Raw genomic sequence first — 26,603 nt, 5'->3', positions numbered from 1 at the left:
CGGCGCCCAGCACAAAAACCCCCCCAAACGCCCCGCCCCCCCCCCCCCCCCCCCCCCCACCCCCCCCCCCCCCCCCCCCCCCCCGCCCCCCGCCCCGGGCCCCCCCCCCCCCCCCCCCCCCCGCCTCCCCGGGCCGGGCGTTTGCGGCGATGCCCCACCCCAACCCCTCCCCTGAAGGGGAGGGGCTCGCGTTGATTCAATGCAATGTCATCACGGTCTATACCTCGCCAGGGGCAAACATGGGTCGGCTGCCGCTGGATAGGACACCTCTGCGTCCTCTGCGCCTCTGCGCGAACCTGACCTCTTTTCGGCCCCTCCGCGCGAATTCAATCTCAAACCCTTCGCGCCATCGCGGCTTCGCGTGAACTCAAACCCGCGCCCGGAACGGCGAAAAGTCTGTCCCCTCATCGAACACATCAACCCCCTCGGCCCGCTTCAGCCAGCCGACGATCAGATAGGTCACCGGCGTCAACAAGACCTCCCAGCCCACCTTCAGCGCCCATTGCGTGAACAGCACGACGATCACCAGATGCGGCGTCCACCCCACCGCGCCCCAAAAGGCCAGCGGATAGAAGATCAGGCTGTCGACCCCCTGCCCCACCAGCGTCGAACCGATCGTGCGCGACCAAAGGTGACGTCCGCCCGTCCACACCTTCATCCGCGCCATGACATAGGCATTGGCGAACTCGCCCGCCCAAAAGGCGCAGACGCTGGCCAGCACGATGCGCGGCACCTGGCCGAAGATCACCTCATAGGCCGCCTGGTTGGTCCAGGTCGGTGCGGGCGGGAGCGCCACCACGACATAGCTCATGAACGCCATGAACAGCACCGCCGCCGTTCCCGCCCAGATCACGCGCCGGGCGCGGGCATAGCCATAGACCTCGGTCAGCACGTCACCGATGACATAGCTGAGCGGAAAGAACAGGATGCCCGCCCCGAACGGCCACTGCCCGACGAGCGGCAGATCGATGACCGCCACCTTGCCCGCGCCGATGACGTTGGAGAGGAGCAGGATGGTCACGAACGCCGCCATGACGAAGTCGAACCAGCGGAACGCGCCCCGCTCCATATCGCGCGCCGCGACGATTCGTTCTGCGCTCATGCCCGTTCCCCTCTGACCTCAACGGGTTCGTTTATCGCCATTCCCTTGGGCTGCAAACCGCGCTAGGACGCCGCCATCCGCGCGTCCGTAGCTCAGTTGGATAGAGCAAGGAGCTTCTACCTCCTCGGTCGGGGGTTCGAATCCCTCCGGGCGCGCCACACTTTCCCCTATTGCCCCGCCTCGGCAGCCGTCGATCGGAACCAGATCATGTCGGTGGTCCAGCCGCGCTCGACCGCCAGGCTGGTCAGCCGGTCGCGCCAGTCGGCGCCACGCTGGCCGAAGGGGGGCGCGACGACCTCGGCGGGGAACGGTCCCTTGCCCGTCAACAACAACAGGCCCGACCAGCCGATATGGTCGAGATCGATCTGGAGGCGATAGCGGTCGCCGCCCAGGTCGCTGATCGGCACGCCCTCGCGCGACTGGGCCAGCGCCTGGCGGAAGGCGGCGCGGTCGGGGATCAGCATGTCGATCTTGCCCGACGGCTCCAGCCCGACCAGCGCGAAGTCGAGCGCGGGGTCGCCGATCGCGATGTCGATCACCGCATTGGCCGCCATCCGCCCCGCATAGGCCTTGCCCGGCAGCTGCATCCGCATCGCGAAGGCGCGCTGCGGCACCGACAGGCGGCTGTTGCCGGTCGCGCGGATCTGGCGATAGACGTCGAGCGCGGCGCAACCTGATTGGGTGATCGGCGAAACCTGTGCGAAGTCGATGTCGCTGCTGGCGATCTTTTGCGCATCCAGGCTGTGGCGGATTTCCTGCTGCGCCACCGCCGGATTGCCCGCGACGCCGGTTAGGACAACGCGCGGTCCCTTCGTCCCCGGCTCGACCGACACGATGCGCAGCCAGGTGCAGCCGACCGAGGGCAAGGTCGCATCCACCGCGCCGCGCGCACGGTCGACGGGGTCGGCCTGCGCGATGGCGGACTGACCCGGAGCGCTTTTGTCCCCGCCGTCCTGGGTCGCGAACCAGCCCACCGCACCGAGCGCCAGCACGGCCGCCGCCGCCATGCCCGGCCACCATCGGGTCCAGGGCGCGCGGCTGACGCCCGGCACCTCGGCGGCGGCGAGCGCGGCGATGACTTCATCCATCGACTGGAAGCGCTCGGCCGGGTCGGCGCGCACCATCCGCTCGACCACGGCGCGAAGCGGCGGCGGCACCGCGCCGACGTCCAGCCCGGCGCGGCGCTTGTCGACAGCATCGACCAACGTGCCGCCCAGCCCCAGATCGCCGCCGCGCGCCAGCGCCAGGATGACGAGGCCGAGGCTATAGACATCGGTCCATGGCCCCAGCGATCGATTGAAATCGCCGAGCTGCTCGGGCGCGACATAGCCCAGCTTGCCGGCAAAGCCGTCACCCACCACCGTCGCGGTCCCGGCGTCGAGATCCTTGGCGATACCGAAGTCGATCAGCTTGGCCGCCTCCAGCGCGCCACCGGGCAGCAGGACATTGTCGGGCGACACGTCACGGTGCACCGCCCCCAGCCGATGCGCCGCCGCCAGCCCCGAGGCGAGCCGGCGGAGCAGCACGCCCAGTTGCGTCACGTCCGGCCGCAACCGCCCCAGCATCTCCGACAGGCTGGTGCCGTCGATATATTCGGTGACGATGTAGAGGACGCCCAGCTCGGGCTCCTGCGCCAGCACGCGATACTGCACCACCGCCTCGTGATGCAGCCGGGTCAGCGTCTGCGCCTCGCGCCGGAACAGCGTGACGACATTGGGGTCGTTGGCCAGTGCGGGCAGCATGACCTTGATCGCGACGCGCTCGTCGGTAACGAGGTTCGCGCCCTCGAACACCTCGCCCATGCCGCCGCGCGCCAGGAAACGGCGCACCGCGAACATGTGGTTCAGGACATCGCCTTCCTGGATCGCCACGCCGGTGCCGCGCGCGGCGGCGCGGTCGAACACGGTGCGCTCGCCATCCGCCGGCTCGCCCGCCGAAAAGACGGTGCGGTCGTCCTCGGGCTCGTCGGTCATCATGCGCGTGCCCCGGCCGGATCGAGCCGCGTCGCCTCACGCACGCCGACCAGGATCGCGGTGACATTGTCGGGCGCGCCGCCGTCCAGCGTGCGGCGGATCAGCGTGTCGAGCGCGGCGGCGCGATCGCTGGCCGCCATGACCTCGGCCAGCGCGGCATCGTCGAGCACCCCGGTCAGCCCGTCGCTACACAGCAGGAACAGATCGCCCGGCGCCAGTTCGTCGGTCACGACATCGACCTGCAACCGCGCATCGACCCCGATGGCGCGCGCCAGCACATGGCCGCGCGGGTGATGCCGCGCCTCGTCCTCGCGGATCAGGCCGCGATCGACCAGCTCCTGCACCTGGCTGTGATCGCGGCTGAGCGGATGGAGCGTGCCGTCGCGCAGCAGATAGGCGCGGCTGTCGCCGACCCACAGCACCGCGAAACATCCGTCGCGCGCCAGCAGCGCGACCACGGTCGACCCCATTTGCTGGGTGCGCCGCTGCGCCTCGCTGAAGATGCGGCGATTGGCCGAGTGGATCGCATCCGCCACGGCCTGGGTCGCGGCGTGGAAGTCCGCCGGCAGCGTCAGGCTGTCGAGCGCCTGCGTCACCGCATTGGCCGCCCAGTCGCCATGCGCATGACCGCCCATCCCGTCCGCCACCGCCCACAGCCCGATCTCGGGCCGCTCGCAATAGCGGTCCTCGTTCACCCGGCGGCGCAGGCCGGGATGCGAGGTGGCGACCGCCTCGATCCGCCAGCCGATGCTCATGCCAGCATCGCCGTCAGCAGGTCGGCCGGACGCTCGCCCGCCAGTCGCGCATCATCCGGCCCCGTCCAGCCAGCGACCGGCCCATCGGGCGCCGCCCCCGCCTCGGCGGCGAGCCGATCGGCGTCCCAGCCCTCGCCGATCGCGCGGAACAGCAACTCCTCGCAATGCGCCCCCGCATCGCCGTCGCCGGCGACCAGCAGCAGCAGCGGAAAGCGACGGCCGACCGCATCCTGCGACGGGGTGATCGCCCCCGCCACCCCCACGCCCTCGGCCCGCCAGGGCAGCGCGCGGTCGAAGCGGTCGGCAAAGTCGGGATAGGCCGCGACCGCCGCCGCCTGCGATGCCGACAGCCACACATCGAGCGCCTGTCGCTGCGCCTGACCCACCCCGCGCGCCACGAAGTCGCCATGCGCGGGCAGCTTGCCGAACAGCAGCGCGGTCATAATGTCGCCGGGCATCGGAAGGACCATAGCCCGCCCCGACTGAACGGATTGGTCGTGCCCGGCAGGACGATGGTCAGCACGCTGCGCTCCGGACCGGTGCCGAACGCCGCCTGAATCGTCTGCGGCCCGGCATTGCGCTTGTCGGCCTGGTCCATCAGGCGGAACAGCGCCCAGGGTCCCTCGGTCGCGCGGCGCAGGATTTCGGTCCCCGGCGGGGCATCGCCATCCGCCGCCTTGGGCGCCCCTGCGCCAGCGCTGCGATACAGCGCCACCGACGCCTCGGGCAGGCCCCCGGTCGCCGACCACAGCAGCGGGCGCGGCTGGTTGCTGGTGGGGGTGAAGCGATAGCGAGTGCCGCCGCTCGCCACCTCGACCGTGTCGACGCCGCTGCCGAAGCTTGCCACCGACACCTTGACCGGCAGGCCACCCGCCAGCAGATCGCGAATGTCGCCCGCGCGCTTCAGCGTCTCGGGCGTGGCGGGGTTCAGCGCGCCGGCCACCGGATCGTCGCGCCGCCAGCGCCAGACGGGGCCGCTGGTGTCGATCATCGGCATCAACCGCTGACGCACGAAGCCATCGATCACCCCGTTCATGCCGAAGACGCGCAGCACCTCAGCCATGGGGGCATCCGCCTTGGCCGCCGCGAAAAAAGGGTAGCGCTCCTGGGCAACCTCCCGACAGGCGGGCAGCACCGTCTGCGCATAGGCATCGCCGACCGCACCGCTCGCCGCACTCACCTGCGCCGCCGATCCGCCCTTGGCCGCCTGAGTCACGAAGGACTGGAGCTGCGGCGGTGCCGACGCCGCCGAGGCGCGAACCTGTGCCAGCGCGGCGGCCATTTGCGCCTGGGTCGCATCCGCGCCGCCGCCGCCGCCCACCGACTGCGCCGCCATCACCGCTTGGCCCGCCGACTTGATCGCGCCGACGAACTCGTCGACCGGAGCCGGACGGCTGCCATCGCCGACATATTCGTGCAGATTGGCGAAATAGCCGCTGATCTCGTCCCCGGCATCGATCCCTTGCGCGCGGTCGCGGCCCATATCCTCGGCGAAACGGCCATAGCGCGAGCGGTTGAGGCCGTAGCGACCGACCCGTGCCAGCCCGGCCTGCACCCCGCCGGAGAAGATGGTGTTCTTGCGGAGTTCCAGCAGCACGCGCTTGAGCGGCGAAGGGCTTTTGGTCAGCGCGCCGAACGCGGCCGGATTCTGGAAATAGGCCCCCGGCGCCATCGCCGCGACCATGCCTTCCCAGGCGGCGATATACTCCTTGGCATAGAGCCCCGCGACGCCGGGGCGGACATTGGACAGCTCGGCCCCGACGCCCGCCTCGCCCGCACCGCCCAGCACCCACAGGTCGCGCTTCAAATCCTGCTGCACCGTGGCGAGGCCCGGCAGATAAGCCTTCTCATAACCGGCGCGGGTGAAGAAATAGGGAATGCGATACTCGGCCACCTTTTCAGGGTCCGAAAAGGCCAGCACATCGCCCTGCGACAGGACATTGGCCGCCGCCCAGGACGGTCCGGCCGACGCCGCCTTCTGCTTCATGATCGCATAGGCGCGGTCGGCGAGGCTGAGCGTCTGTACCGCCGCACGCGCCCCCGCGACCAGCGCACCGTCAAGCGGCGGCTTGCGCCCCGGCCAGACCGAGGCCATGTCGCGGTCCTCCAGCAGCGCATCCAGATGCCGCGTCAGCGCTGCGCGCTCCGCCTGGCTGTCGGCCCCGGGATAGAGTGCGGTCGCCCAGTCATTGGTCACCCACGCCTTGACAGCGCCGGCATCCATCGGCCCCTGCTGGCCCAGCATCAGATAGACTTTGAGCGGTTCGTACAGCCGCGACGGATCGCCCGCCTCGCCACGCAACACCTGTTCCAGCCGCAGGAGCAGACGGGGCAGCATGATCCGGCGCAGCGCCTCGCGATAGCTTTCCTCCGCCTGGCGGCTGAGGCTGCCCTGATACAGGCCCAGCGTCATCATCAGCGGCGGCCCGCCCGCGCGGCGCTCGGCATAGCCGCGCGGCAGGTTGCGCAGCGTGTCCAGCGCGGGCAGCGCGGCGCGCAGATCGGCATCGTCGCCGCGCACCTGGGTCAGGTCGATCCCGGCCTCGCGCAGCTGCGCCTCGGCCTTGGCGGTCTGGGTCGTCAGCGCCGACTGGAAGCTACGATTGCGCGCATAGCTGACGCCCCAGCCCGCCAGCACCAGCGCGGTCGCGACGCCGATACCGATCAGCGCCGCGATCACCCGCCCGCGCTGCCGCGCCTTGGCCTTGGCATCGGTGGCGACCAGCCCGGCCTCGGGGAACGCGACCTCGGTCAGCAGGCGGTTGAGGAAATAGGCGCGCCCGCGCCCGGTGACGCCGCTGTTGCCGGGCTGTTCATAAACCTCGGCCATCGAGGCCAGGATGCGGTCGAGCGGTGCGCCGTCCTGGACGCCGCTGGTCAAATAGAAGCCGCGGAGCTGGCCGATCGGTTCGTCACCGGCGACGAACGCACCCTCGGCAAAGCGCATCAGCCGCGAGCGCAGCGACCGCAGCTGCGCCGGGAAGCCCAGCATCATGCCGCGCCGGCGCTGGTCGACCTCTTCGAACAAGCGGCGTGCCTGGCGATCCGCCACCGCCTGCGCCGCCACGTCGAACGCCTGCGCCAGTGCGGGCGCGGTCGGCTTGCCATCGGCATAGGGCAAGGTCGCGCCGAACACCGCGCGCCGCCCCTCGACATCCAGATCGTCAAAATATTCGGTGAAACCCGCCAGCAGATCGGCCTTGGTCAGCAGCAGATAGACGGGCACCGCCGTCTCCAGCGTGCGGCGCAATTCGGCCAGCCGCCGGCGTACCGCGCGGGCATGCGCGTCGATCGCGGCGCAGTCGCTGCCGACCAGCGTGTCGATACCGATCGCGACCAGCACGCCGTTGACCGGCTGGGTCGGGCGATGGCGTTTCAGCAGGGTGAGGAACGCCCCCCACCCCGCCGAGTCGACGGTCGCATCCGAATCCTGCGTCGTGTAGCGGCCGGCGGTGTCGACCAGCACCGCCTCATCGGCGAACCAGAAGTCTAGATTGCGGGTGCCGCCCACCCCCTGCACCGCCTGTTCGACGAAGGGAAAGCGCAAGCCGGAATGGAGCAAGGCGGTCGTCTTGCCCGCGCCGGGCGGGCCGATGATGACATACCAGGGACGCGTGTAGAGATAGTCGCGCCGCCCTCCGCCCGCCTCGCGCAACTTGGCGACCGCCTCGCTCATGCGGCGGCCGAGTTCCTTGCCCTCCTCCTCGGCGGCGTTGGGACCGGCGAGTTCGGCGGCGATCGCCTCGGCCGCCTTGCGCGCCTTGCGCCGCCGCAGCCACCACCACAGCCCCCAGCCGAGCAGGATGACGACCACCCCGGCGATCCGCACGCTCCACGGGCGGAAGAAGGGCACGAACAGCGGCAGCCCGAAGACGAGCAGCGCCGCCAGGATCAGCGCGGCGGTGATCGTCACCGCATACCAGTTGGTGAAGAAGCGTTTCATCAGTAGCGCCGCGGCACGATGATCTCGACCCGCCGGTTGCGCGACTTGCCCGCCGCGGTGTCATTGGAAGCGATCGGCACCGTTTCCCCCAGTCCCTTGGTCGTCACCCGCGCCGGATCGGACAGATCGGCGCGCAGGATCTTGCCCACCGTCTCCGCCCGCGCCTCTGACAGCGCCATATTGTCGGGGAAGCGCACGGTGTGGACGCGGTCGTTGTCCGCATGTCCCTCGACCAGCACGCCGCCCTTCTCCGCCTCGATCGCGCGACCGATGCGATGGAACAGCGCCTCGCGCCCCGTCTCCAGTTCGTCCGAGCCGGATTCGAAGAGCTGCCCGACCGTGGTGCGGACGCGTACGGTCTGGGCATCCTCCTCGACGGTCACCAGCCCCTCCCGAATTTCGGGTTCCAGGAAGCGCTTCAACCGGCTGGCCTGCGCGCTGTCGGTCGCCGGCATGGCGGCGGCGGGGCGCGACAGGGTCAGCCGGGCATCGGGCGACAGCGCGCTCAGCCGGTTGAACGGCTCCTCACCGCTCGACCCCAGCATCAGCCGCAGCACGATATAGACGAGCAGCAGCAGCGCGAGCGCGCCCGCGCCCGCCAGCGCCAGCACGCTCCACCCCATGCGGCGCATCGGCACCGTCTCGCCGCGCCAGTGCGGGACCAGCTCGACCGGCGACAGCGAGCGGACATGCGGCAGCGCGCTCTGCAACCGCGCCATGATCTCATGCAGTCGCCGCTGCCCATCGGGCATGACGCGGAACCGCCCCTCGAAGCCGGCGGCGAGGCAGGCATGGAACAGTTCGATCAGGTCGAGATTGTCGTGCGGCACGCGCAGCATGTCGTCGACCAGCTGCCAGAAGCGGTCGCCGCCGATATTCTCGTGGAAGAACTGCACGACCATCGAGCGGCGCGCCCATTCCGCGCCATCGGTGCCGACCCCCGCCAGATTCTGTGCGACGTCATCGGCGGTCGCACACACCGCGTAGCGCGCGCGCTGGCGCTTTTCCTCGGAATAATGCGGCTGGATCGCGCGTTCGAACCTGGCGATCGCCGCCGAACAGCGCCGGTGCAGCTCGGGCATGGGCAGGCGGACGCGGCCGGCACGCACGGCGGCGAGCAGCGCCAGCACCGGCTCCGCCTCGGCCAGCATGATGTTGCGGATCGCGGGCGGCGTCGCGGGATGCGGCACATCGTCATCCGCCAGCCGCGACGGTGCCAGCCCCGCCCCCATCGGCGGCGCACCGCTGGCGGACAAGGGCGGCGGCGCGCCATAGCCGCCGGGATGCGATCCGGCGGTGCCCGGCCGCTTCAGGCCCTGGAGCGGCGACGGTCGAAAGATGGTCTTGTCGCCGTCGTCCTCGCTCACCGTCCGCTCCGTTTCACGCACCAGAGTTCAAGGCGCAGCTGCGGCCAGTCGCCCGCGACGTGCAGACCCAGTGCGCTCGCCTGTTCGAAATCGCGCCAGTCGGGCACGCCGCGATCCAGCTCGAAATAGACGAAGCCTGGCAGCACGCGCAGTTGCGGCGGCGGGGTCGGCGTGTGGCGCAGCGGCACGCCGGGCAGCGCGGAATCGACGATCTGGCGCATCTTCTGCACCGACCCGATCTTGGCGACCGAGGCGAAGAGCGCGCGGATTTCCTCAACCGGCGAGGCGGCGGACACCGCCAGATAGAAATAGCCGGTCTTGTACAGCCCGTGATCGGTGATCCGCGAAACATAGGCCCCCGGCCCCGCCTCATCGAGCGGCAGCTGCACCGCCGAGCGTTCGAACACCGCCGACAACATGGATTGCAACAGGTCGAAGACCGGCTCGAAACAGGTCTGCGGATTTTCGTGGTCGTAGCGCGGCAGCGGCGGCGCTTTGCGCTCGGGGCGGATCAGCGTCGCCAGCTCGCCCGCCATCGAGATCAGCGTCTCGTACAGTCGCTCCGGGTGGACCATGGGCAGGAATTGCAGATGCTCCAGCACCGGCAGCCAGCGGTTGAGCGCCTGGAGCAGCAGGAAGCCGGCGAAGGTGTCGGTGCCGCCGTCGGTCGCCTCGACCGCGCGCAGTGCCAGTTCCTCGGCGCGCTGGCCGGCGCGGCCAATAATGTCGGACAGGCCACCGCTCAGGCGCGTCGCGGCATCGATGTCGAGCGTCGGCGGGATATAGCGGTCGTCGAACATCAACCGCTTGTTCTGCACCTCGCGCACCCGCGCGAGGCCCAGCGTCACGCGACCGTACAGCTGGTCGCGGGTCACGCCATAGCGCAGATTGGGGCGGCCCATCCCGACCGGCTCGCTGGTCCGGTCATCCGAATAGCTGTCGACGATCTCGACATCCTCGACCAGGAAGCGCGCCTCGACCGAACGCTGCTCGACATCGCCGAACTGCACCGCGCCATGCTGGCTGGCGGGCAGGGTCAGCGAAACGAGCGCGTCGCGCGCGTCGCCGGGGACGTCGAGCGGCTCGGGCGGGGGCAGATCGTCGGGGATCGAAAAGGGCGTCCCGTCGGGCAATACGCCGGTGGCCTGCTGGATCGCGAACTTGCCGAGGCTGGCCAGGTCCTCGTCGAGCGTCAGCGAGGTCAGGCCCCAGGGCCAGGGCCGCACGGTGTCGACCCGGGCACCCAGCTGCCCCTCGAAGAACCGGTCCTGCACCTGGAAATGCTGGGGCCGCAGGAACATCCCCTCATGCCAGGCGACCCTGTTCTTGCCAGCCAAACCGCGTCCCCCAACACCCTATTTCACCCGGCCACCGGCGCGGCCGATCGACCGCAAAGGTTATTGATGCCGTTACAATGGCACAATAGTTTTGGTCGACCGTTTGTTCCGGCAGTGAAAAGATAAGGGGCAGATGCGGGCAATGGATGGTCGGCCGGATGAGCTTTCCTATGATCCCCGATCCTGGCTCGGCCCGGTGCCGGGACCGGCCGCCAAGTCGCCCTCGCCGCCCCCTCCCCCGCCAAGACAGTCGTCACGATCCGCGAGACCTTTATGGCTGGCGAGCGCGGCGGTCGCGGTAGCGGGATTCGCTACCGCCTATCTGGCGCGCACGCCGACCCAATGGGCGGCCCCCGCCGGCGCGCCGGCGACACGCACCGCCCCTGCGCTGGCCTCAACCGAGCAGCGCATCCTGAACCTCGCCAGTGCCGCCGATGTCGGTTCCAGCCTGTCGGTGCTGGGCATCGTACCGGCGGACGCGAACGAGGCGGGGCGGATGGTGATCGCGCGGCTGGGTCGCGATCCGGGGGAGATACGGCTGGCGGTGATGGCCGACACCTCGGGCCGCCAGCTTCGCCATGCCGAGATCACCCGCGCCGACGGGTCGGGGATCGAGATCGCCCGCAAAGGCCAAGGCGCGCTCCAGGCGACCAGCCTGTCGGCCAAGCTGACCCGCCAGATGATGTTCGTGCGCGGCGAGCTGGATGGCGAGAGCTTCTACAGCTCGGCGGTGGCCGCCGGGGTCGCCGACGTTCTGGTCGACGAGTTCGCCAACGCCTTTCGCTACGACTTCGACATGCAACGCGAGGTGCAGCCCGGCGATGTGTTCGAGGCGGGGTTCGAACAGCGCATGACGCCGGGTGGCGAGCGGGTCGGCCAGCCCGAGCTGGTCTATGCCGCGCTGACCACCAACGCCAAGTCGCGCGCGCTCTATCGCTTCGCCGGGACCGGCGATGGCGTGGCGGAATGGTTCGACAGCGCCGGTAAGAGCAGCCGCCGCGCGCTGATGCGCACGCCGGTCGAGGCGGCGCGGATCAGCAGCGGCTTCGGCATGCGCAACCACCCGATATTGGGCTTCGCCAAGCTGCACCGGGGCACCGATTTCGCCGCCCCCACCGGCACGCCGATCTTCGCGGCGGGCGATGCGACCGTGGTCTTCGCCGGCCCCAAGGGCCCCAATGGCAATTTCGTGAAGCTGCGCCACGACAATGGCAGGGAGACCCTATATCTCCACATGAACCGCATCATGCCGGGGATCAGCGTCGGCGGCCATGTCGCACAGGGGCAGCAGATCGGCGAGGTCGGCACCACCGGCCGCTCGACCGGACCGCATCTCCACTACGAAGTTCATATCGCGGGCGCGCCGGTCGATCCGCTGTCGATCGATACCGGCCAGACACGGACCCTGACCGGCGCCATGCTCGCGCCGTTCCGCAAAATCCGCGACACGATCGATGCGCGACGCGCGGCGGAGGGCGTGTGAGCGGGGTTGCGGTCGCTGATCATGCCCGACTAAGCTGATCGAAGGATTGGACAATCCATGGAGTCGTCATGCGCGTCGCCACATTCTCTATCTGTTTCAGCGCCTTTGCCTTGATCAGTTGCGGTTCGCCTCCCAGCGCCGAAGCCAATACCAGTCAGGCGGTCCCCGCCGAGGCACCAGCCCCCGCGCCGCCCGTGATCCCGACATCCGGCCCAAGCCCGAGCGCAACTCCGGATGCCAAGCCGACCACCGTGGCCCTACCCGCCGATGTCGTCTCCTTCCGCGCCAAGCGGGACGAATGCGATCACTTCCGGGGCGAGGAACCCGCCGATGAGGCGCGTGCCGACTTCCTGGAAAAGGCGCTCGCCCGCACGTGCACCGGCACCGATGCGGCGCTGGCCGCGCTGAAGAAGCGCTATGCCGACCAGCCCGCCGTCATGGCGGTGCTGTCGAACTATGATGAAGGGATCGAGTAAGCGGGAGAGCCACCATGTCGATCATGCAGTCGGTTGGTGAATCCGGGGTCAATAATCACCGCGATGTCAAAGCCGTACAGCAACGCCTGAAAGCGAGCGGCATGTCGCAATTGAAGGTCGATGGCCTGGCCGGTCCCAAGACCATTGCCGCGATCCGATCCTTCCAACAAAGCAGATTGCGCATGTCCCGCCCCGATGGCCGAGTCGATCCCAAGGGGCGGACCTGGACGGCGCTATCCGGCGGCGATACCGGCGGCGCGGCCGCGCCCCGGCGTCGGGCCGCACCGGTCAGCGGTCGTCAGCCGCCGGTTGCATCCACCTCACCCGGTGCCACGCGGGCGGCGAACGCGCAGGGCAATCTGAGCGGGGCAGCCTGGTGGCACGCCAATCAAGCGCGCTATCCCAACAGCCAGTCGGTCGACGATCTGGAATCCCCTTTCCGCGAAAAGGCCAAGCGCTTCATCGCCGCACTTCGGGCCGCCGGTGCTAATGTGCGGGTCAGCGCGACACGCCGCAATCGCATCCGCGCGCATCTGATGCATTATAGCTGGCGGGTGGCGAAGGGTCAGATAGCCCCAACCGACGTGTCAGCAATCGACGGCTGCGACATCCAATGGGATCATGGCGATCTGACCAAGTCACGCGCCGCCGCCGCCGAGATGGTGCGGCTGTTCCATATCGTCTTCAAACCCTCGCTCACGTCCAATCATATCGCCGGCACCGCGATCGACATGACGATCAGCTTTTCAGGAACGATTACCGTCGCCGACGGATCGGGCAAGTCGGTGCGGGTCGGCTCGGTGGCGGCACTCAACCCGGTCGGCGCGAGCTACGGTGTGCTGAAACTGGCATCGGACCCGCCGCACTGGTCGGCGAACGGCCACTGAGCCCCCGCATCGCCGCCGACAGCGCGAGCAATACGGTGACCAGCGCGAAGCTCATGGCGAGGCTGGCGTTCAGTCCGGCCTCGCCGCCGCTCCAAAGCGGGGCACCGGCCAGTTCCAGGTCGAGGATCGCGCCGAAGCCGCCGATCCCCGGATTGGGGTCCAGCCCCAGTACCAGTTGCTCGCCGGCATTCCACGTCAGATGCGCCGCCACCGCACCCGATATGCCGCGCTCCCGCCAGGCGAGCAGGCCGAACAGCAATCCGCCCAGCGCCATGTTGCCCAGCGCGATCAGGTGACCGCCCTGCACCCAGATATGGAGGCCGGCGAAGATCAGGGCGACCAGCGGCACCGCGACCCAGGCACCCAGCCAACGCTGCGCCACCGGTTGCAGCCAGCCGCGGAACACCGCCTCCTCGGCGATGACCTGCACGGCGATGGTGACGATCCCCAACAGCCAGACCGCACCGATGCCGCCGCTTTGTCCCGGGTGCAGCACGCCGGCGGTGGCCGCATAAGCGATGGCGAGCGCCAGCCCGCCGCCGCCGCAGAGCAGCCCGGTGCGCACCGATCGCCCCTTGCCACCGCGTGGCCATATCGCACCGCCGCCCAGCCACGCCCCGATGATCCCCAGCACCAGCATCGGCGTGAAGATCAGCAGGTTGAACAGCGCCTCGCCCGCTGCCGGCCCCATGCTCGCCACCAGCCCGCCGACCCAGTCGGGCGCGACCCGCAGCCAGGCCGCGACGATCGCCAGCCCGGCCACCGCCGCCACGCCGGCGGCCGCGCGCGTCACCGCTGCGCCACCTGCGCGGGCGGCGGGGAGAGCATCGTCTTGCTGCTGTCGCCGACCAGGAAATAGGGTGCCCAGTAGAAGGGATGCGAATAGGCGCTCTGAGTCATCAACGTGCGCTGCGCCGCCTGCAACGCCTCGCCCATCGTGCCGGTACGACCGCGTTCGTAAAAGGCGCGGATGAACGCATCGCTCTCCGCCTCGGCCGACACCTGCCAATAGGTCGCAAGCACCGCGCGCGCATTGGCGGTCAGGAAGGCACGGACCAGCCCGTCGAGCGTCGCGCCCGCCTCTTCCTGGCCGGCCGAGCGCGCCACCGCCTCGTCCTGCACGCCCGCCGCCGTGTCGCAGGCGGACAGGACGACGAGGTTCGCATCAAGCCGGAAATCGGCGATCTCCGAGAAGCTGAGCAACCCGTCCGACCCCACATCGCCAAAGGAGGTGACCAGCGCGGGCGGCGACTTGGCGCAGCCCCACATGCCTTCCTCCAGCCCGTGCGTGGCGAAGTGCAGCACCTCATATTGGTCGAGATCGGTACGCGCCTTGACCGCCGTATCGCTGAACGCTGCGCCGGTGATCATCGTGCCACGCCCGTCGCCCAGCGCGCCGGCGGCGATGCCCAGTTCGCGCGGACTGATCGGCTTCAGGCTACGCGACAGGTTGGCCAGCCGGCCGAAATCGACCGCGCAGCCATAGCCCACTTCGACCGGCCGCGCGGCGACACCCGGTGCCGGCGTTGGCGGCGGCCGGTGGTCGCCCATGCCCAGGAAGGGCCGCCGGGCACGCGACGGCGGCAATGCGCGCGCGACCAGGAAGGAGCGCGGCGACAAAGCGGTCGAAATCGCGGCGCTACGCGCCAGGAAGGCGGTGCGCGAGAAATCGAAGGGATCGGTCCCCTTGGGCGCCTGTGCGTCGTAGCGCGTGACCAACGTGCCCAAGGGCAGGCGCGCGAGCGGCCCCGCCGGATCGACGACGATCGAGGGCGCCGCGGCGATCAGCCCCGCCGCGGGGCCGCTGACCAGCCGGTAGAGCGTATAGCCGCGCGCCTCGTCGAACGGCACCAGCTGTCCCTGGCGCAGGCCGCCGTCGATCGACGCGCGGAGCTGATCGCCGAGCTGGTCGACCGCCGCCTTCGCCTCGTTCGAATTGGCGACATGGTAGATCATCGTGCGATCCGCCGTCACCACCAGGCCATAGATGCGCCGATTGAGCTCGGTCAGCTTCACATAGACTTCGCCGGGGCGCAGCGCGCCGCGCAATTCGGCGAGTGTCGCGGGCGCCTCGTCCACCTGACGATAGCGCGGGTCGGCGGCGAGCTGCGCATCGATCTGAAGCAGCCGCGCCTCGGCCGCGTCGCGCGCGCGCACCAGATCGGTGCCCGATGCCGCCGCATCCTCGCGCTTGTCGGCCAGCGCATAGCGCAGACGGGTGATCTCACGCTCCAGATCGGCGCGCTCGCGGATCACCACGCCCAGCTTGGGATCGGCAGCGACCACCGCGCGCAGCTGGGTCAGCTGGCGCGCGACCGCCGGTTCGCCATTGGCCTGCACCGCGCGGAAGAAGCGATCATAGGTATCGGCGCGCGGCTGCGCCGCCTCGCCCACCAGCAGGTCGAGATAATCCTCCATCCCGATCGAATTGCCGAACGAGGTGGAGCCGGAGGCGATCAGCGCGTCGACCGCTTCGGCAAAGGTGTTGCGCACCGAATCGCGATTGGCGCCGGTGCGCGCATAGACCGCCGCGCGTTCCAGCTCGGCCTCGGCGATCGCCGGCTCGGCCCCGGTGCCGCCATTGGCGATCGAGCCGCGCCGCAACTGGTCGACCGCGTCGTTATAGCTGTCGAGCGCGCGGCCATAGCGCCCGGCACGCGCCTCCAGCCGCCCGCGCTGCCGCGCGATCCGCGCGCCCAGCCACAACAGCCGCGACTGATCGAGCCGCTGGTTCGACAGCGGGCGATAGGCCAAGGCCGCCGCGTCGAGTGCGGACGTCGCCCCCGCCTCGTCCCCCAGCGCCAGCAAGGCGACGCTGCGGGTATAATCGCGCTGCACGTCGAGCACACGCGCCGCCAGGTTGGAGGCGTCGGCCACCGCCAGCGCCGCCGCGCCCGCCGTGCGCGGCTGGTTGAGCTGACGCAGCGTTTCGGGATCGGTGAGCGGCTGCGCCGCCGTCGAGGGGGTCGCCCCCTGTCCGCTGCGGTCGATCTCGGTCAGCGCCTCGCGAAAGGCGCGGCGGTTGAGCGCGTCGAGCGCGTGATAGGTGTCGCGCTTGCGCATCAGGAACGCGTTGCGCGCGGCCGGCACATTGGTCAGCAGCGTATCCGCCTCGGCGAAATGCGCCGCCGCCGTTTCGGGGAACAGGATGTTGGAATCCGCCAGCCCCGCCTCCAGCAACAGCTCGACCCGGGTCGCGGGCGGCGTCTCGGCGGGCAGGCGGCTGAGCGCGTCGTTCAGGATGCGCGACGCCTCGACATTCAGCCCCTTGTGATTGAGCGAAATACCCTGTGCCAGCACGCCCGCGACGTTCAGCGCATCGCCCTGCACGCCCGCGACGCTGGCCGGGGCGGCCGCGCCGATGCCGGTGACCACCGCTGGGTCGATCGTCGCGGTCAGGGTGCGGGTCACGTCGGCGCTCGGCGCCCGCTCGCCCGAGGTGATGGCGATCCCCTCTTCCAGCTGCGCAAGCAGCGCGGGCGTGCCCGACGCGACATAGCGCCGGTCGCCGCGCACCTGATCCAGCCGCAGCGAGTCCAGCCCCGTCACCCGGTCCTGGCACCGGCGCAGCGTCGCCGGCCGCCCGGCCAGCGTCACCGCCTGTTCCGCGCCGCACCCGAATTGCTTGTCTAGCGTCGCCAGCGCCTCGGGACTGGTCGCGACGACGCGGATCGCTCCCAGCGGTCGGCTGGCCGCCGCCGTCGAGCAGGTGATGGCATAGAGGCGCGCGAACGGGTCGGCGATCGCGGGGTCCGCCCAGGCACGCGTGGCGACGCAGGCCTCGCCGCTTGCGGTCTTCCCCAGATTGAAGCTGTCGAGCCGCGCGGGCGGCGGCACGGTGGCGCATCCCGCCATCAGCGTGGCGACGAACCCGCATCCCAGCGGCCAGGCGGCTTTGGTCCGAAGGCTCACTGGCCATTCTCCCGGTCGGCGGGCTTTTCGGGGGCGAGCGCGGGAAGGCCGGTCAAGAGATCCTCGTTATTGCCGCTGACGATCGGGGCGAAGGGGACGGCAACATCCTGCGAGATGCCGAACACGTCCTCGCTGTTCCAGTTGAACACCTGCAGCGTCGGCTGGATGACGATGGTGGTCAGGCACCCCGTGCCCGTACCCGCCAGACAGCCATTGATGCGCGTGGTCGGGAGCAGCACCGGGTCGATCTCGATCACCGGATTGCCGAGCAGCGCGGCGGCGCCCCCCTCGATCCCGTTGATCGACCCGAACAGCGCGACGCTGGTATTGCCCGCGACGCCCGTGCCGTTGACCCGCAGCGCCGGCGTGACCGGTGCCGTTTGCGACCCCAGCACCAGGCCCGATTGCCGCCCCGGCACGCCGGTATTCTGGAACAGCGCATAGTCGCCGAACCGCACGGTCAACGACCGCGCCTCCAGCGTGGTGGTCGCGGTCGGCTCGTAGAAGCCGCCGCCCAGTTGCGGGTTGTACAGCGCGGTATTGCCGGTCGACAGCAACGCCGCCGCCTGTGCGCGCGGATCGCCACCTTCCATCAGCGTGTCGATGAAGCCGGGGCGCAGGCCGACCGCGATCCGCGATCCCTGCAACACCAGATCGGCATCCTGCATGCGCAGGCGGCCACCGGCATCGCTCGTCGCCTCGACCATGATCGTGCTCGCCGATCCCTGGCCCGATGCGTCTCCGCCGAGCCGCAGCGCGCGCGTGCCGCCGCTGGTCACCGCACCGGTGACGCGCAGGTCGCCGGTGGTCGCGACATCGACCGCCGCCGGGGCGAGCGCCACGCTGCCCAGCTCGACCGCGCCGCTGCCACCGTTCAGCGTCAGACGATTGGCGGAGACGCGTCCCAGCTCGGTGGCGGACAGACGGAAACCGCTGGCCTCCGTTCCGTCCCCGATCCGCATCGCGCTGGTCGCGGCGGCGCGGTTGGTCAGCATGACGGCCGTCCCGCGCACCGCACCCGACAGGTCGAGATCACCCGCCGAGACCGATACCGTTGGGCCACCGTCGAGCGCGCCCAGTGTCGCAAGCCCGCCCGCCTCCAGCATCGCACCGCCGCTAGCGCTGCTGTCACCCAGGGTCAGCGCATTGGTGCTGGTGACCGCGAGCGTGGCCGCGCGTGCGCCGCCGATCTGAACGCTGCTGCCGATCGCGTTCAGCGCGCCCGCCGCCTCTAGCCCGCCGGTAGTCAGCGCCTCTCCCGCGCGCAGCGTCATCGTGTCGCCCGCGCCGGCATCGCCAATGGCCAAAGCGCGACGCGCCTCGGCCAGCAACCCGCGCGCCGCCTGAAGCCGGCCGGCGACATCGACCGTCTCGCCACGCAAGGTCGCCGCGCCGGCGGAGCGGACATCGCCCAGCCTCGCCGCGCCAGCCTCGACCGTCAGGTCGCCGCCGGTTGTCTCCAGCGTGGTGCGTGCGCCATTGATGCCACCGACCGCGCCGGTGCTGCGCAGCGTGATCGCGCCGGCGCGGATACCGGGCAGGGTCACGCTGTTGCCCGCCACCGCTGCGGCACCGCTGGCGGCGATACTGCCGGTCGCGACCGCGCCGGCGGAGGACAGGTCGACCGTGCCCGCACGAACCTCGCCCAGCGACAGGTCGCCCGCCGACAGCCGCAGCGCGAGCGCGTTCACCGCCAGATCCCCGGCGGTGAAGCCCGCGTCATGGGTGAAGACGCTGCCGATCGTGCTGCCATCGAACCGGCCGATCGATCCGGCCTCGACATGACCCAGCTGCACCGCGCGTGCCGCCCCGACGCGCAGGCCCAGCGCCGCGCCGCCGCCCAGCCGCGCCTGAAGCCGGGTGCCCGCCATCTGGATCGCACCGCCCGCATCGAGGATCAGCGACTCCGCGCCGACGCCATCGGCGTCGCTCGCCAGCGTCAGCCCACTCGCGCCGGTGATGTCGCCGGCCGCGCTGGTGATGCGCACCGCGCCCTTGGCCCGCTGCGCCACCGTACCGCCGCCCAGCGCGACATTCGCGCCCGTCACCCGGTACGCGCCGCCCGCATCGACCGCGCCGCTGACGCGCGCCAGCCCGCTCGCCGACACGATCGAGTCGCCGCCAGAGGTGAGCGTCCCCACGCTCAGATCGCCACCCGTCGCGGCCAGGGTCAGCCCCTGCCCCGCCGTCGCACCGGCCAGCGTCACCTGCGCACCTTGCGCGTTCAGTGTCGTCCCGGCGGTGATCGTCTGCCCGCTGATCGCGCCGCCCGACGAAGCCTGCACCGCGCCGCCGCTGACATCGGTAAAGGACAGGCCAGTGCCACCCTTGAGCGACAGGTCACCCGTGGTCGTCACATTGGCGAGCACCGTCCGCCCGGTCGCGCCCAACGTCGCCGTGCCGGCGGTCACCGGACCGGTGACGTTCAGGTCGCCATTGATGGCGTTCAACGTCAGCCCCTGCCCGACCTTCACGCTGCCCAGCGATACCTGCGTACCCTGCGCGCTCAATGTCGTCCCGGCGGTCGCCGTCTGGCCATTGATCGCGCCACCCGACGTCGCCCGTACCGCTCCGCCGCTCACCTCCGCAAAGGACAGGCCCGTGCCGCCGTTGAGCGACGCGTCACCCGTGGTCGTGACGGTGGCGAGCACCGTCCGCCCGGTCGCCCCCAACGTTGCCGTGCCGGCGGTCACCGGACCGGTGACGTTCAGGTCGCCATTGGTGGCGTTCAGCGTCACACCCTGCCCGGCCTTCACCGAGCCCAGCGACAGCTGTGCGCCTTCCGCCGTCAGCGTGGTCGCGGCGGTCATCGACTGTCCGCTGATCGCGCCGCCCGACGATGCCTGGACCGACTCACCGCTGACATTCGCGAAGGACAGGCTCGTGCCAGCCTTGATCGACAGGCCGCTGGTGGTCGCCACATCGGCGAGCACCGTCCGCCCGGTCGCCCCCAATGTCGCCATGCCGGCGGTGACCGGGCCGGTTACCGTCAGGTCGCCATTGGTGGCGTTCAGCGTCACACCCTGTCCGGCCTTCGCCGAGCCCAGTGTCACTTGCGTGCCCTCGCCTGTCAGCGTGGTTGCGGCGGTCACCGTCCCGCCGGTGATCGCGCCACCCGACACCGCCTGCACCGTCCCGCCGCTGACGTCCGCGAAGGACAGGCCGCTGCCGCCCTTCAGCGACACGTCGCCGGTGCTCGTCACATTGGCGAGGATCGCCCGCCCGGTCGCCCCCAATGTCGCCGTGCCGGCGGTGACCGGGCCCGTGACGTTCAGGTCGCCATTGGTGGCGTTCAGGGTCAGCCCCTGATCGGCCTTCGCGCCGCCCAGCGACACCTGCCCGCCCTCGACCGACAGGACGGTGCCGGCATTGATCGTCCGGCCGGCGATCGTGCCGCCCGACGCCGCCTGCACCGTACCGCCGCTGACATCGGTGAAGGACAGACCGGTGCCGCCCGACAGCGCGACATTGCCCGCGACGTCGACCGCCGCCAGGCTGGTTCGGCCGGTCGCGGACAGCGTCGCCGTCCCCGCCGTCACCAAGCCACCGATGGTGAGGTCGCCGTCCGTGGCGCGCAGCGTAATCGCCTCGCTGCCCGTGTCGATCCGCCCGGCGGTGATCGAGGCGGCGCTGATCGTCGTCTGGCCCGCCGAGATGTCGCCCAGCCGCGCCGCCGTGCCGACCGCCAGTTCGAAGGCGCGGCCGGGGCCCGCCGACAGCGCGGTGACGCTGCCCGGCGTCAGGCCGCTGACCTCGCCATTGGGCGCGCGCACGACCAGATCGCCGGCGCGGCTGCGGATCAGCGGCGCGCGGATATTGCCGGCGGACACGACGGACACCTTGTCCTGCGAGACGATGCCATCGGCGACGATGATGTCGGCATCGCGCGCGGTGGTGGTCAGGCTGGCGGTGCGTGCGGCCTGCACGCCCTGCGCACGCAAGGTGCCGACCGACGCGATCGTCACCGCCCCCGCCGTCGTGTTGACGCTGCCCAGGGTCACCGCGCCTCGCTGCGCGGTGACCGCGACGTCGTTGACCGCCGTGATCGCGCCGCCAGTGATGTCGCCCTGGCTCGCGGTCGCCGTCAGGCTGCCGACATTTGCATCCCCGAAGGCGAGCGATCCGCCCGACAGCGCCGCGCCGCCCGTGCTGGTCAGCGCACCGATCGACAGCGCGCCGCCGCCGCTGTCGAGGGTCACCATGTTCCCGCGCACCTGCCCCAGCGTCAGGCGATCGCCGCCACCGCGCACCGACACCGCGCCGGTCGCGGCGACATCGCCGCCGGTCACGGTGCCGCTGCCCGTCAGGTCCAGGCTGGCGGCGTTGACCGCGCCGACATTCACCGTTCCACCCGCCAGCGTGACCGCACCGCCCGCCGTCACCGGGCCGAGCGACAGCGCGCCGCTGCCCGCATTGGCGCTGGCCGCGCCGGTGACGTCGACACGCGCGACCGTCAGCGCGCCGGTGCTGGTCGCGCTCAGCCCGCTCCCCGACACCGCACCGACGTTCAGCGTGGTGCCGCGAAGGGTCGCGCCACCGCCCGTCGCCACGTCGCCCAGCGTCACCGCACCGCCGCCGACCGACGCCGCGCCGCTCACGTTGACATCACCACCCGTCAGCGCGCCCGTCGCCACCGCGTCCAGACTCTTGCCCGACACCGGTCCGAAGGCGAGCGTCGCCCCGCGCAAAGTCGCGCCATTGCCGGCGTTCACGCCCCCCAGCGTAACCGTGCCGCCGTTCAGCGAGGCCGCCCCGGTCACCGCGATGTCACCACCGGTCAGCACGCCGGCGGTCAGCGCGTCCAGGCCGCCACCGTCGACCGCCCCGAAATTCAGCGATGCGCCGCGCAGGGTCGTACCGTCCGATGCGCCGATCGCCCCCAGCGTGACGTCACCACTTCCGCCATCGACCGACACCGCACCGCCACGCGCGCGCAGCGCGCCCAGCGTCGTTCGCGCGCCGCCACCGCGCACCGCGATGCCACCCGTCACATCGACATCGCCGCCGCTCACGACGCCGGTGCCCGTCGCGGTCAGGCTGGCCGCCGACACGCGACCGAAGCGCAGCGTCCCGCCGTTCAGCGTCGTCGCGCCGCCGGCGGTGATCGCGCCGGTCGACACCGCCGAGGCACCGCCGTCGATCGACACCGCGCCCGTGCCGGTATCGATCGTACCAGTCGTGACGCCGCCCGCCGCCGCCAGTGACAGGTCGCCCGACAGACGCAATGCGCCAGTGGTGATCGCCGCAGCGCTGCCCGCCGGACCGGTCACCGCCAGCCGCCGCGCGATGACATCACCCACCGTCACGCCGCCGCCATCGGTGGTGATCGTCACATCCGAACTGCCGCCGCGCCCACCCGACAAGGGGGCCGCGCCCGGCTGCACCGCACCGCCCGTCGCGCTCAGCGCCAAAGGACGGCTGCCCGATCCGGTCGCATCGGACAGGATCGACAGGCCATTGCCGCCGGTGATCCCGCCAGCGCTGGCGGTCGCCGTATAGCCGCCCCCCGCGCTATGCGTTCCGCCCAATGCCAGCGACCGGCCGGCGATGTTGATGCTGCCCGAGGCCCGCGCGCCGTTGTTCAGGCTGACCGTGCCGGCCGAGGATGCGACCGACAGGTCGCCCGCCGTGGTCGCGATCGCGCCCGCGCTCAGGTCGCCGCTCGACGTCAGTGACACCGGGCCGGCGGCATTGACCGCCAACAAGGTCAGCGGCCCGCCGCTCGCCGCCGCGCTGAACCCCGCGCCCGCGCGCTGGTCGCCCCCGGCGGTGATCGTGCCACCCGACAGCGCGACCGTGCCGCTGGCGTCGGTGGCGCCGCGCAAGGTGGCCGCAGCCGCCCCGCCATCGACGCGCACGTCGCCGCCACGCGCGACCAGCGCGCCATCGGCGGTCACGCCCTGCGGTCCGGTCAGGGTGATGCCGCCCCCGGCGGTGATCGCGCCGGTCGCGACCGCGCCGTTGCTCGCGGTGGCGACAAAGCCCTGCCCCGCCTGCTGCGCACCGCCCAGCGTCACCGCCTGGCCCTGTACCGACACCGCGCCGCCACCGCGCACGCCATTGGCGACCGAAACCGCACCGCCGGTCGCGGTCACCGCGATCCCGCCATTAGCGGTCAGCGCCTGGGTGGCGGTGATGCCGCCGCTGCCCGCCGTCAGGGTCAGCGCACCGCCGCTGTCGACGCTGGTCAGGCTCATCGCGCCGGCGCTGTCGACCGTCACGCCATTGCCGGTCACCGCCCCCAGCGTCGCCGTGCCCGTCGTCGCGGTCAGCGCGACCGTACCGCCGCGCACCGCGTCGATCACCAGCGTCGTGCCCTGCGCGGTCACGCCCGTCGCACCGCGCAAGGCGGCGAGTTGCACCGCGCCGCCGCTCGTCACCGAAGCCCGGCCGGCCCGGCTTTCCACGCTGCCCAGCGTCAGCCCGGCACCGCTCGCCAGGATCACGTCGCCGCTGGCGCTCAGGTCGTTCTGGACCGACAGCGTACCTTTGGCGGCGCTCAGGCTGATCCCCTGCCCGTCGCCGGTCACCGCGATCCGCCCGACGCTCAGATTGCCCGACAGGCTTTCCGCCGCGAAACTGTCGACCAGGTTCAGCGCGCCGAAGCGCAGATCGCCATTGGCGGTGATCGCGCCGCCCAGCCGCGTCGCGTCCGCGTTCAAGGCCGACAGCGCGGACAGCGAGCGCGCGGTCACATCGCCCAGCGCCAGCGGCGCATCGGCGGTGCCGTTGAACACGCCGACGCGCAGCGCGCGATTGTCGCCCGCCACAATGCTGCTGCCGGTCGCAAAGGCGATCCCGTCCGCGCCGGCCGCCTGCAACCGCACGAAGTCGCGCGAGTCGCGGCTGGTCGACACGAGCGCCAGCGGCTGCGACGTCGCGATCCCGCCGCTGCGGGCCAGCAGGTCGATCGCGCCACCGCTCTGCGCCCGCGTACCCGCCAGTCCCACCGATGCGCCGCGGATCGTCAGCGCACCGCCGGCCGCGATGTCCCCGCCCAACGCCGCCGCACCCGCCGCATCGACCAGCACGGCATTGCGCGCGGTAAGTGTGCCCGCCGTGATCCCGCCCGTATCGGCGGTCAGCGCAATCCGCCCGTCGTCCGCCCGCAGCGCACCCGCCTGCAGCGTGCCCGCGCGCAGCACCAGATCTTCGTTCAGCGACACGTCGCCGACGCTGATCGTGCCGGTGCGGGTCAGCCCGGTGGAAAAGCCGTCGCTGCCCACCGCACCGCGCAGGGCATTGGCCTCGACCCGCCCCAGCGACACCGCACCGCCGGCATCCGCCGAGCGGATGAAGATGTTCGACTGCCGGTTCGATCCGCCGCGCAAGGACGTGTCGGCAGCGAAGGCGATCGCGCCACTGCCGGTGCCCTCGATCGCCAGCGTCAGCGGATTGGTGTCGACGCCATCGACATTGGACGTCAGCGTCAGCCCCGACGCGCCGGTGATCCCGCCCGCGCCGCCGGTGATCGCGACCAGCCCGTTGGCGGCTTGGGTCACCGTGCCGTTGCCGCCCAGCGCGACGGTGCCGGCACGCACGACATAATCGCCACCGGCAAAGACATTGCCGGCGATGGTCGCACTCGCGGCGGCCGATTGCTCGCCGATGCGGATATGCCGCGCGGCCTGGATCGTGTTCAGCGATACCGCACCGTCGCGGGTGATGAGCACGTCCGAGACATTACCCGTGCGGATATTCCCCGTGACCGTCGTCGCGCCCGTACCGCTCAGCGCGACATCGTCACCGCGTGCGTTGAGCGCGGCGGCGGACAGCGCGCCCGTGGAAGCGATCGCGATACCGCCATCGCTGGCCAGACTGCCCGCGTTCAACCCGGCCACCTTCAGGTCGAGCGACTGGCGTACATCGACATCGCCCAGCGTCAGCGCCGTCGTCGTCGTCAGCGTCCCGCTGGTTGCGCCATTGCCCACCGCCCCGCGCAGCGACCGCGCCGTCACATTGCCCAGCGCCAGCGCATTTCCCTCGCTGCGCCGCCGCAGGATCAGGTCGCCGCGCCGGTCGTCGCCCGCGCCGATCACGCTGCCGGGCGCGAAGCGGATATTCCCTGCGCTGGTGCCGCCGGTGCTCAGCGTGATCGACTCGCTGCCGCCCGATCGCAGCGTCAGGCCTGCGCCGCCGACCAGGTCGCCATTGGTCGACACCGCCTGAACGCTGCCGCCCGCCTGCTGCACGATCGTATCCGCGCCGCCCAGCGTGATGCCCGAACCGGCCAGGCTATAGTCCTTGCCCGCCGTCACCGCGCCCGTCACCGACAGGACGCCATCGGCGGCCAGGTCGACATCGCCGCGCGCGCGCAACTCGCCGGTGAAGGCCGCCGTGCCGGTGGCACGCGCCTGCACGCCATTGCCGTTGCCGCGATAGTCATAGTCGACGCGCAGCGGCCCGCTGGCGATTAGATTGGCCACGCCGCCGGTATCCGCCGCGGTGCCGCCGATGTCGATGCCGCGCAGTCCGCTGGGCGACTTGCCCGCCGACAGGATGATGCCGCGCGTGCCGCCGGATGCGGCGGTGACGCTGGCGTCGACCTGCAACAGCGCATCGGTGACATTGTCCTGGCTCGCCAGCGCGAACAGCGCATCGGTGCCCTGCACGCTGCCGCGCACATATTGGCTGCGCCCCGGCACCGAGGTGCCCTTGTTCAGCGTGACCGACAGGATGCTGTCGTCGCGGTAGCGCAGCGTGACGTCGGTCGCGGTGACGAAGGCGGTATTGCCGGCCGAGACGAAGGTGCCCGCCGCGTCGATCTGCGGCGCGACCATCACCAGGCCCATCCGCTCGCCGCTGACGGTGATGCGCGCGCCGTTCATCACGGTGATGCCGGTCGTGCTGTTGGCCGCGCCTTGCAGGCGATAGCTGTTGCCGCTCGACAGGAAGTCGTTGACGTCGGGGTTGAGCGTGGTCAGCACCAGCGATCCGGTGTTGAACGCCGCATTGGCGCCGACCATGATGCCGTTGGGATTATAGACCCAGACCGCGACGTCCTTGCCCGCGTTCAGCGCCCCCAACAGCTGCGAGGTGTTGCCCGAAATGTCGCGGTTGAGCACCGCGACATTGCCCGACAGCACCGATTCATTCGTGAAATTCGCCCGCTGGCCTTCGGGGATATTGAACCCCTTCCAGTCGATCACCGTGCTGCGCGACCGCAAGCCGACGTTCAACTCGCCATTGCCGCTGCTGATGACCGGGCCGAGCAGGCTGGACCGGGTCGAGTCGACATCGGCCGGGGTCGGCAGGCGCGGCGGGGTCGTCTGCGCCTGCGCACCGGCGGCGATCAGCGCGCCCAGCGCGGTGCCGACGCCCAGCCGGAGCGTATGCCGGCGAACAGAGGAGATACGGCGGCTCATCAC

13 protein-coding genes and 1 tRNA gene are annotated in these 26,603 nt (G+C 71.0%); 4 read left to right on the top strand and 10 right to left on the bottom strand.

Going from position 1 to position 26,603, the window contains the following annotated elements; genetic code table 11:
• Nucleotides 1-367: 367 nt before the first annotated feature.
• On the bottom strand, nucleotides 368-1,102 hold the full coding sequence (locus GGR48_RS16210) for a queuosine precursor transporter (RefSeq protein ID WP_183952879.1): 735 nt from the start codon (nucleotides 1,100-1,102) through the stop codon (nucleotides 368-370).
• Between the two features lie 81 nt (nucleotides 1,103-1,183).
• Between GGR48_RS16210 and GGR48_RS16205 the strand changes: the two genes are divergently transcribed.
• A tRNA-Arg gene (locus GGR48_RS16205) sits at nucleotides 1,184-1,260 on the top strand.
• 9 nt (nucleotides 1,261-1,269) lie between these two features.
• On the opposite strand, the gene GGR48_RS16200 is transcribed toward GGR48_RS16205, so the two are convergent.
• From GGR48_RS16200 to tssK, 6 genes are read right to left on the bottom strand one after another with little or no spacing between them, the layout of a single operon-like run.
• Entirely contained in the window at nucleotides 1,270-3,078 is a 1,809-nt protein-coding gene (locus GGR48_RS16200; RefSeq protein ID WP_183952878.1) for a serine/threonine-protein kinase, read from the bottom strand.
• The gene (locus GGR48_RS16195) at nucleotides 3,075-3,830 is read right to left on the bottom strand and encodes a PP2C family protein-serine/threonine phosphatase (protein ID WP_183952877.1); all 756 of its coding nucleotides are present in this window, start codon (nucleotides 3,828-3,830) and stop codon (nucleotides 3,075-3,077) included. Before GGR48_RS16195 ends, GGR48_RS16200 begins: the two co-directional genes overlap by 4 nt.
• The gene (gene tagF / locus GGR48_RS16190; RefSeq protein WP_183952876.1) at nucleotides 3,827-4,288 is read right to left on the bottom strand and encodes a type VI secretion system-associated protein TagF; all 462 of its coding nucleotides are present in this window, start codon (nucleotides 4,286-4,288) and stop codon (nucleotides 3,827-3,829) included. The genes GGR48_RS16195 and tagF overlap by 4 nt, the downstream gene beginning before the upstream one ends.
• The gene (gene tssM / locus GGR48_RS16185) at nucleotides 4,270-7,773 is read right to left on the bottom strand and encodes a type VI secretion system membrane subunit TssM (RefSeq protein WP_183952875.1); all 3,504 of its coding nucleotides are present in this window, start codon (nucleotides 7,771-7,773) and stop codon (nucleotides 4,270-4,272) included. The genes tagF and tssM overlap by 19 nt, the downstream gene beginning before the upstream one ends.
• Nucleotides 7,773-9,140, bottom strand: a complete 1,368-nt coding sequence (gene tssL / locus GGR48_RS16180) for a type VI secretion system protein TssL, long form (RefSeq protein ID WP_338110480.1) — start codon at nucleotides 9,138-9,140, stop codon at nucleotides 7,773-7,775. The genes tssM and tssL overlap by 1 nt, the downstream gene beginning before the upstream one ends.
• Nucleotides 9,137-10,441, bottom strand: a complete 1,305-nt coding sequence (gene tssK / locus GGR48_RS16175; RefSeq protein WP_240455906.1) for a type VI secretion system baseplate subunit TssK — start codon at nucleotides 10,439-10,441, stop codon at nucleotides 9,137-9,139. The genes tssL and tssK overlap by 4 nt, the downstream gene beginning before the upstream one ends.
• A 178-nt stretch (nucleotides 10,442-10,619) precedes the next feature.
• Between tssK and GGR48_RS16170 the strand changes: the two genes are divergently transcribed.
• From GGR48_RS16170 to GGR48_RS17980, 3 genes are all read left to right on the top strand, one after another.
• The gene (locus tag GGR48_RS16170) at nucleotides 10,620-11,960 is read left to right on the top strand and encodes a M23 family metallopeptidase (RefSeq protein WP_206362422.1); all 1,341 of its coding nucleotides are present in this window, start codon (nucleotides 10,620-10,622) and stop codon (nucleotides 11,958-11,960) included.
• A 251-nt stretch (nucleotides 11,961-12,211) separates the two neighbouring features.
• Nucleotides 12,212-12,436 carry a hypothetical protein gene (locus GGR48_RS16165; RefSeq protein WP_183952871.1) on the top strand — a complete coding sequence of 75 codons (225 nt, stop codon included), beginning with the start codon at nucleotides 12,212-12,214 and terminating at the stop codon, nucleotides 12,434-12,436.
• A 14-nt stretch (nucleotides 12,437-12,450) separates the two neighbouring features.
• Nucleotides 12,451-13,323: a peptidoglycan-binding protein gene (locus tag GGR48_RS17980; RefSeq protein WP_206362421.1), complete on the top strand. Its 873-nt coding sequence runs from the start codon at nucleotides 12,451-12,453 to the stop codon at nucleotides 13,321-13,323.
• On the opposite strand, the gene GGR48_RS16150 is transcribed toward GGR48_RS17980, so the two are convergent.
• From GGR48_RS16150 to GGR48_RS16140, 3 genes are read right to left on the bottom strand one after another with little or no spacing between them, the layout of a single operon-like run.
• A complete protein-coding gene (locus GGR48_RS16150; RefSeq protein WP_183952870.1) occupies nucleotides 13,247-14,116 on the bottom strand; it encodes a CPBP family glutamic-type intramembrane protease in 870 nt (289 codons plus the stop codon). The two genes, GGR48_RS17980 and GGR48_RS16150, sit on opposite strands and share 77 nt — an antisense overlap.
• Complete coding sequence (locus GGR48_RS18415; RefSeq protein WP_183952869.1) at nucleotides 14,113-17,235, bottom strand: CHAT domain-containing protein; 3,123 nt, start codon at nucleotides 17,233-17,235, stop codon at nucleotides 14,113-14,115. Before GGR48_RS18415 ends, GGR48_RS16150 begins: the two co-directional genes overlap by 4 nt.
• Complete coding sequence (locus tag GGR48_RS16140; RefSeq protein ID WP_183952868.1) at nucleotides 17,232-26,600, bottom strand: two-partner secretion domain-containing protein; 9,369 nt, start codon at nucleotides 26,598-26,600, stop codon at nucleotides 17,232-17,234. The genes GGR48_RS18415 and GGR48_RS16140 overlap by 4 nt, the downstream gene beginning before the upstream one ends.
• Between the last annotated feature and the right edge of the window lie 3 nt (nucleotides 26,601-26,603).

It is taken from the genome of Sphingomonas pseudosanguinis (genome assembly GCF_014196255.1).
Taxonomy (GTDB): Bacteria; Pseudomonadota; Alphaproteobacteria; order Sphingomonadales; family Sphingomonadaceae; genus Sphingomonas; species Sphingomonas pseudosanguinis.
Note: the sequence above shows the minus strand (reverse complement) of the source record. Positions and strands in the feature narration are given on the sequence as shown.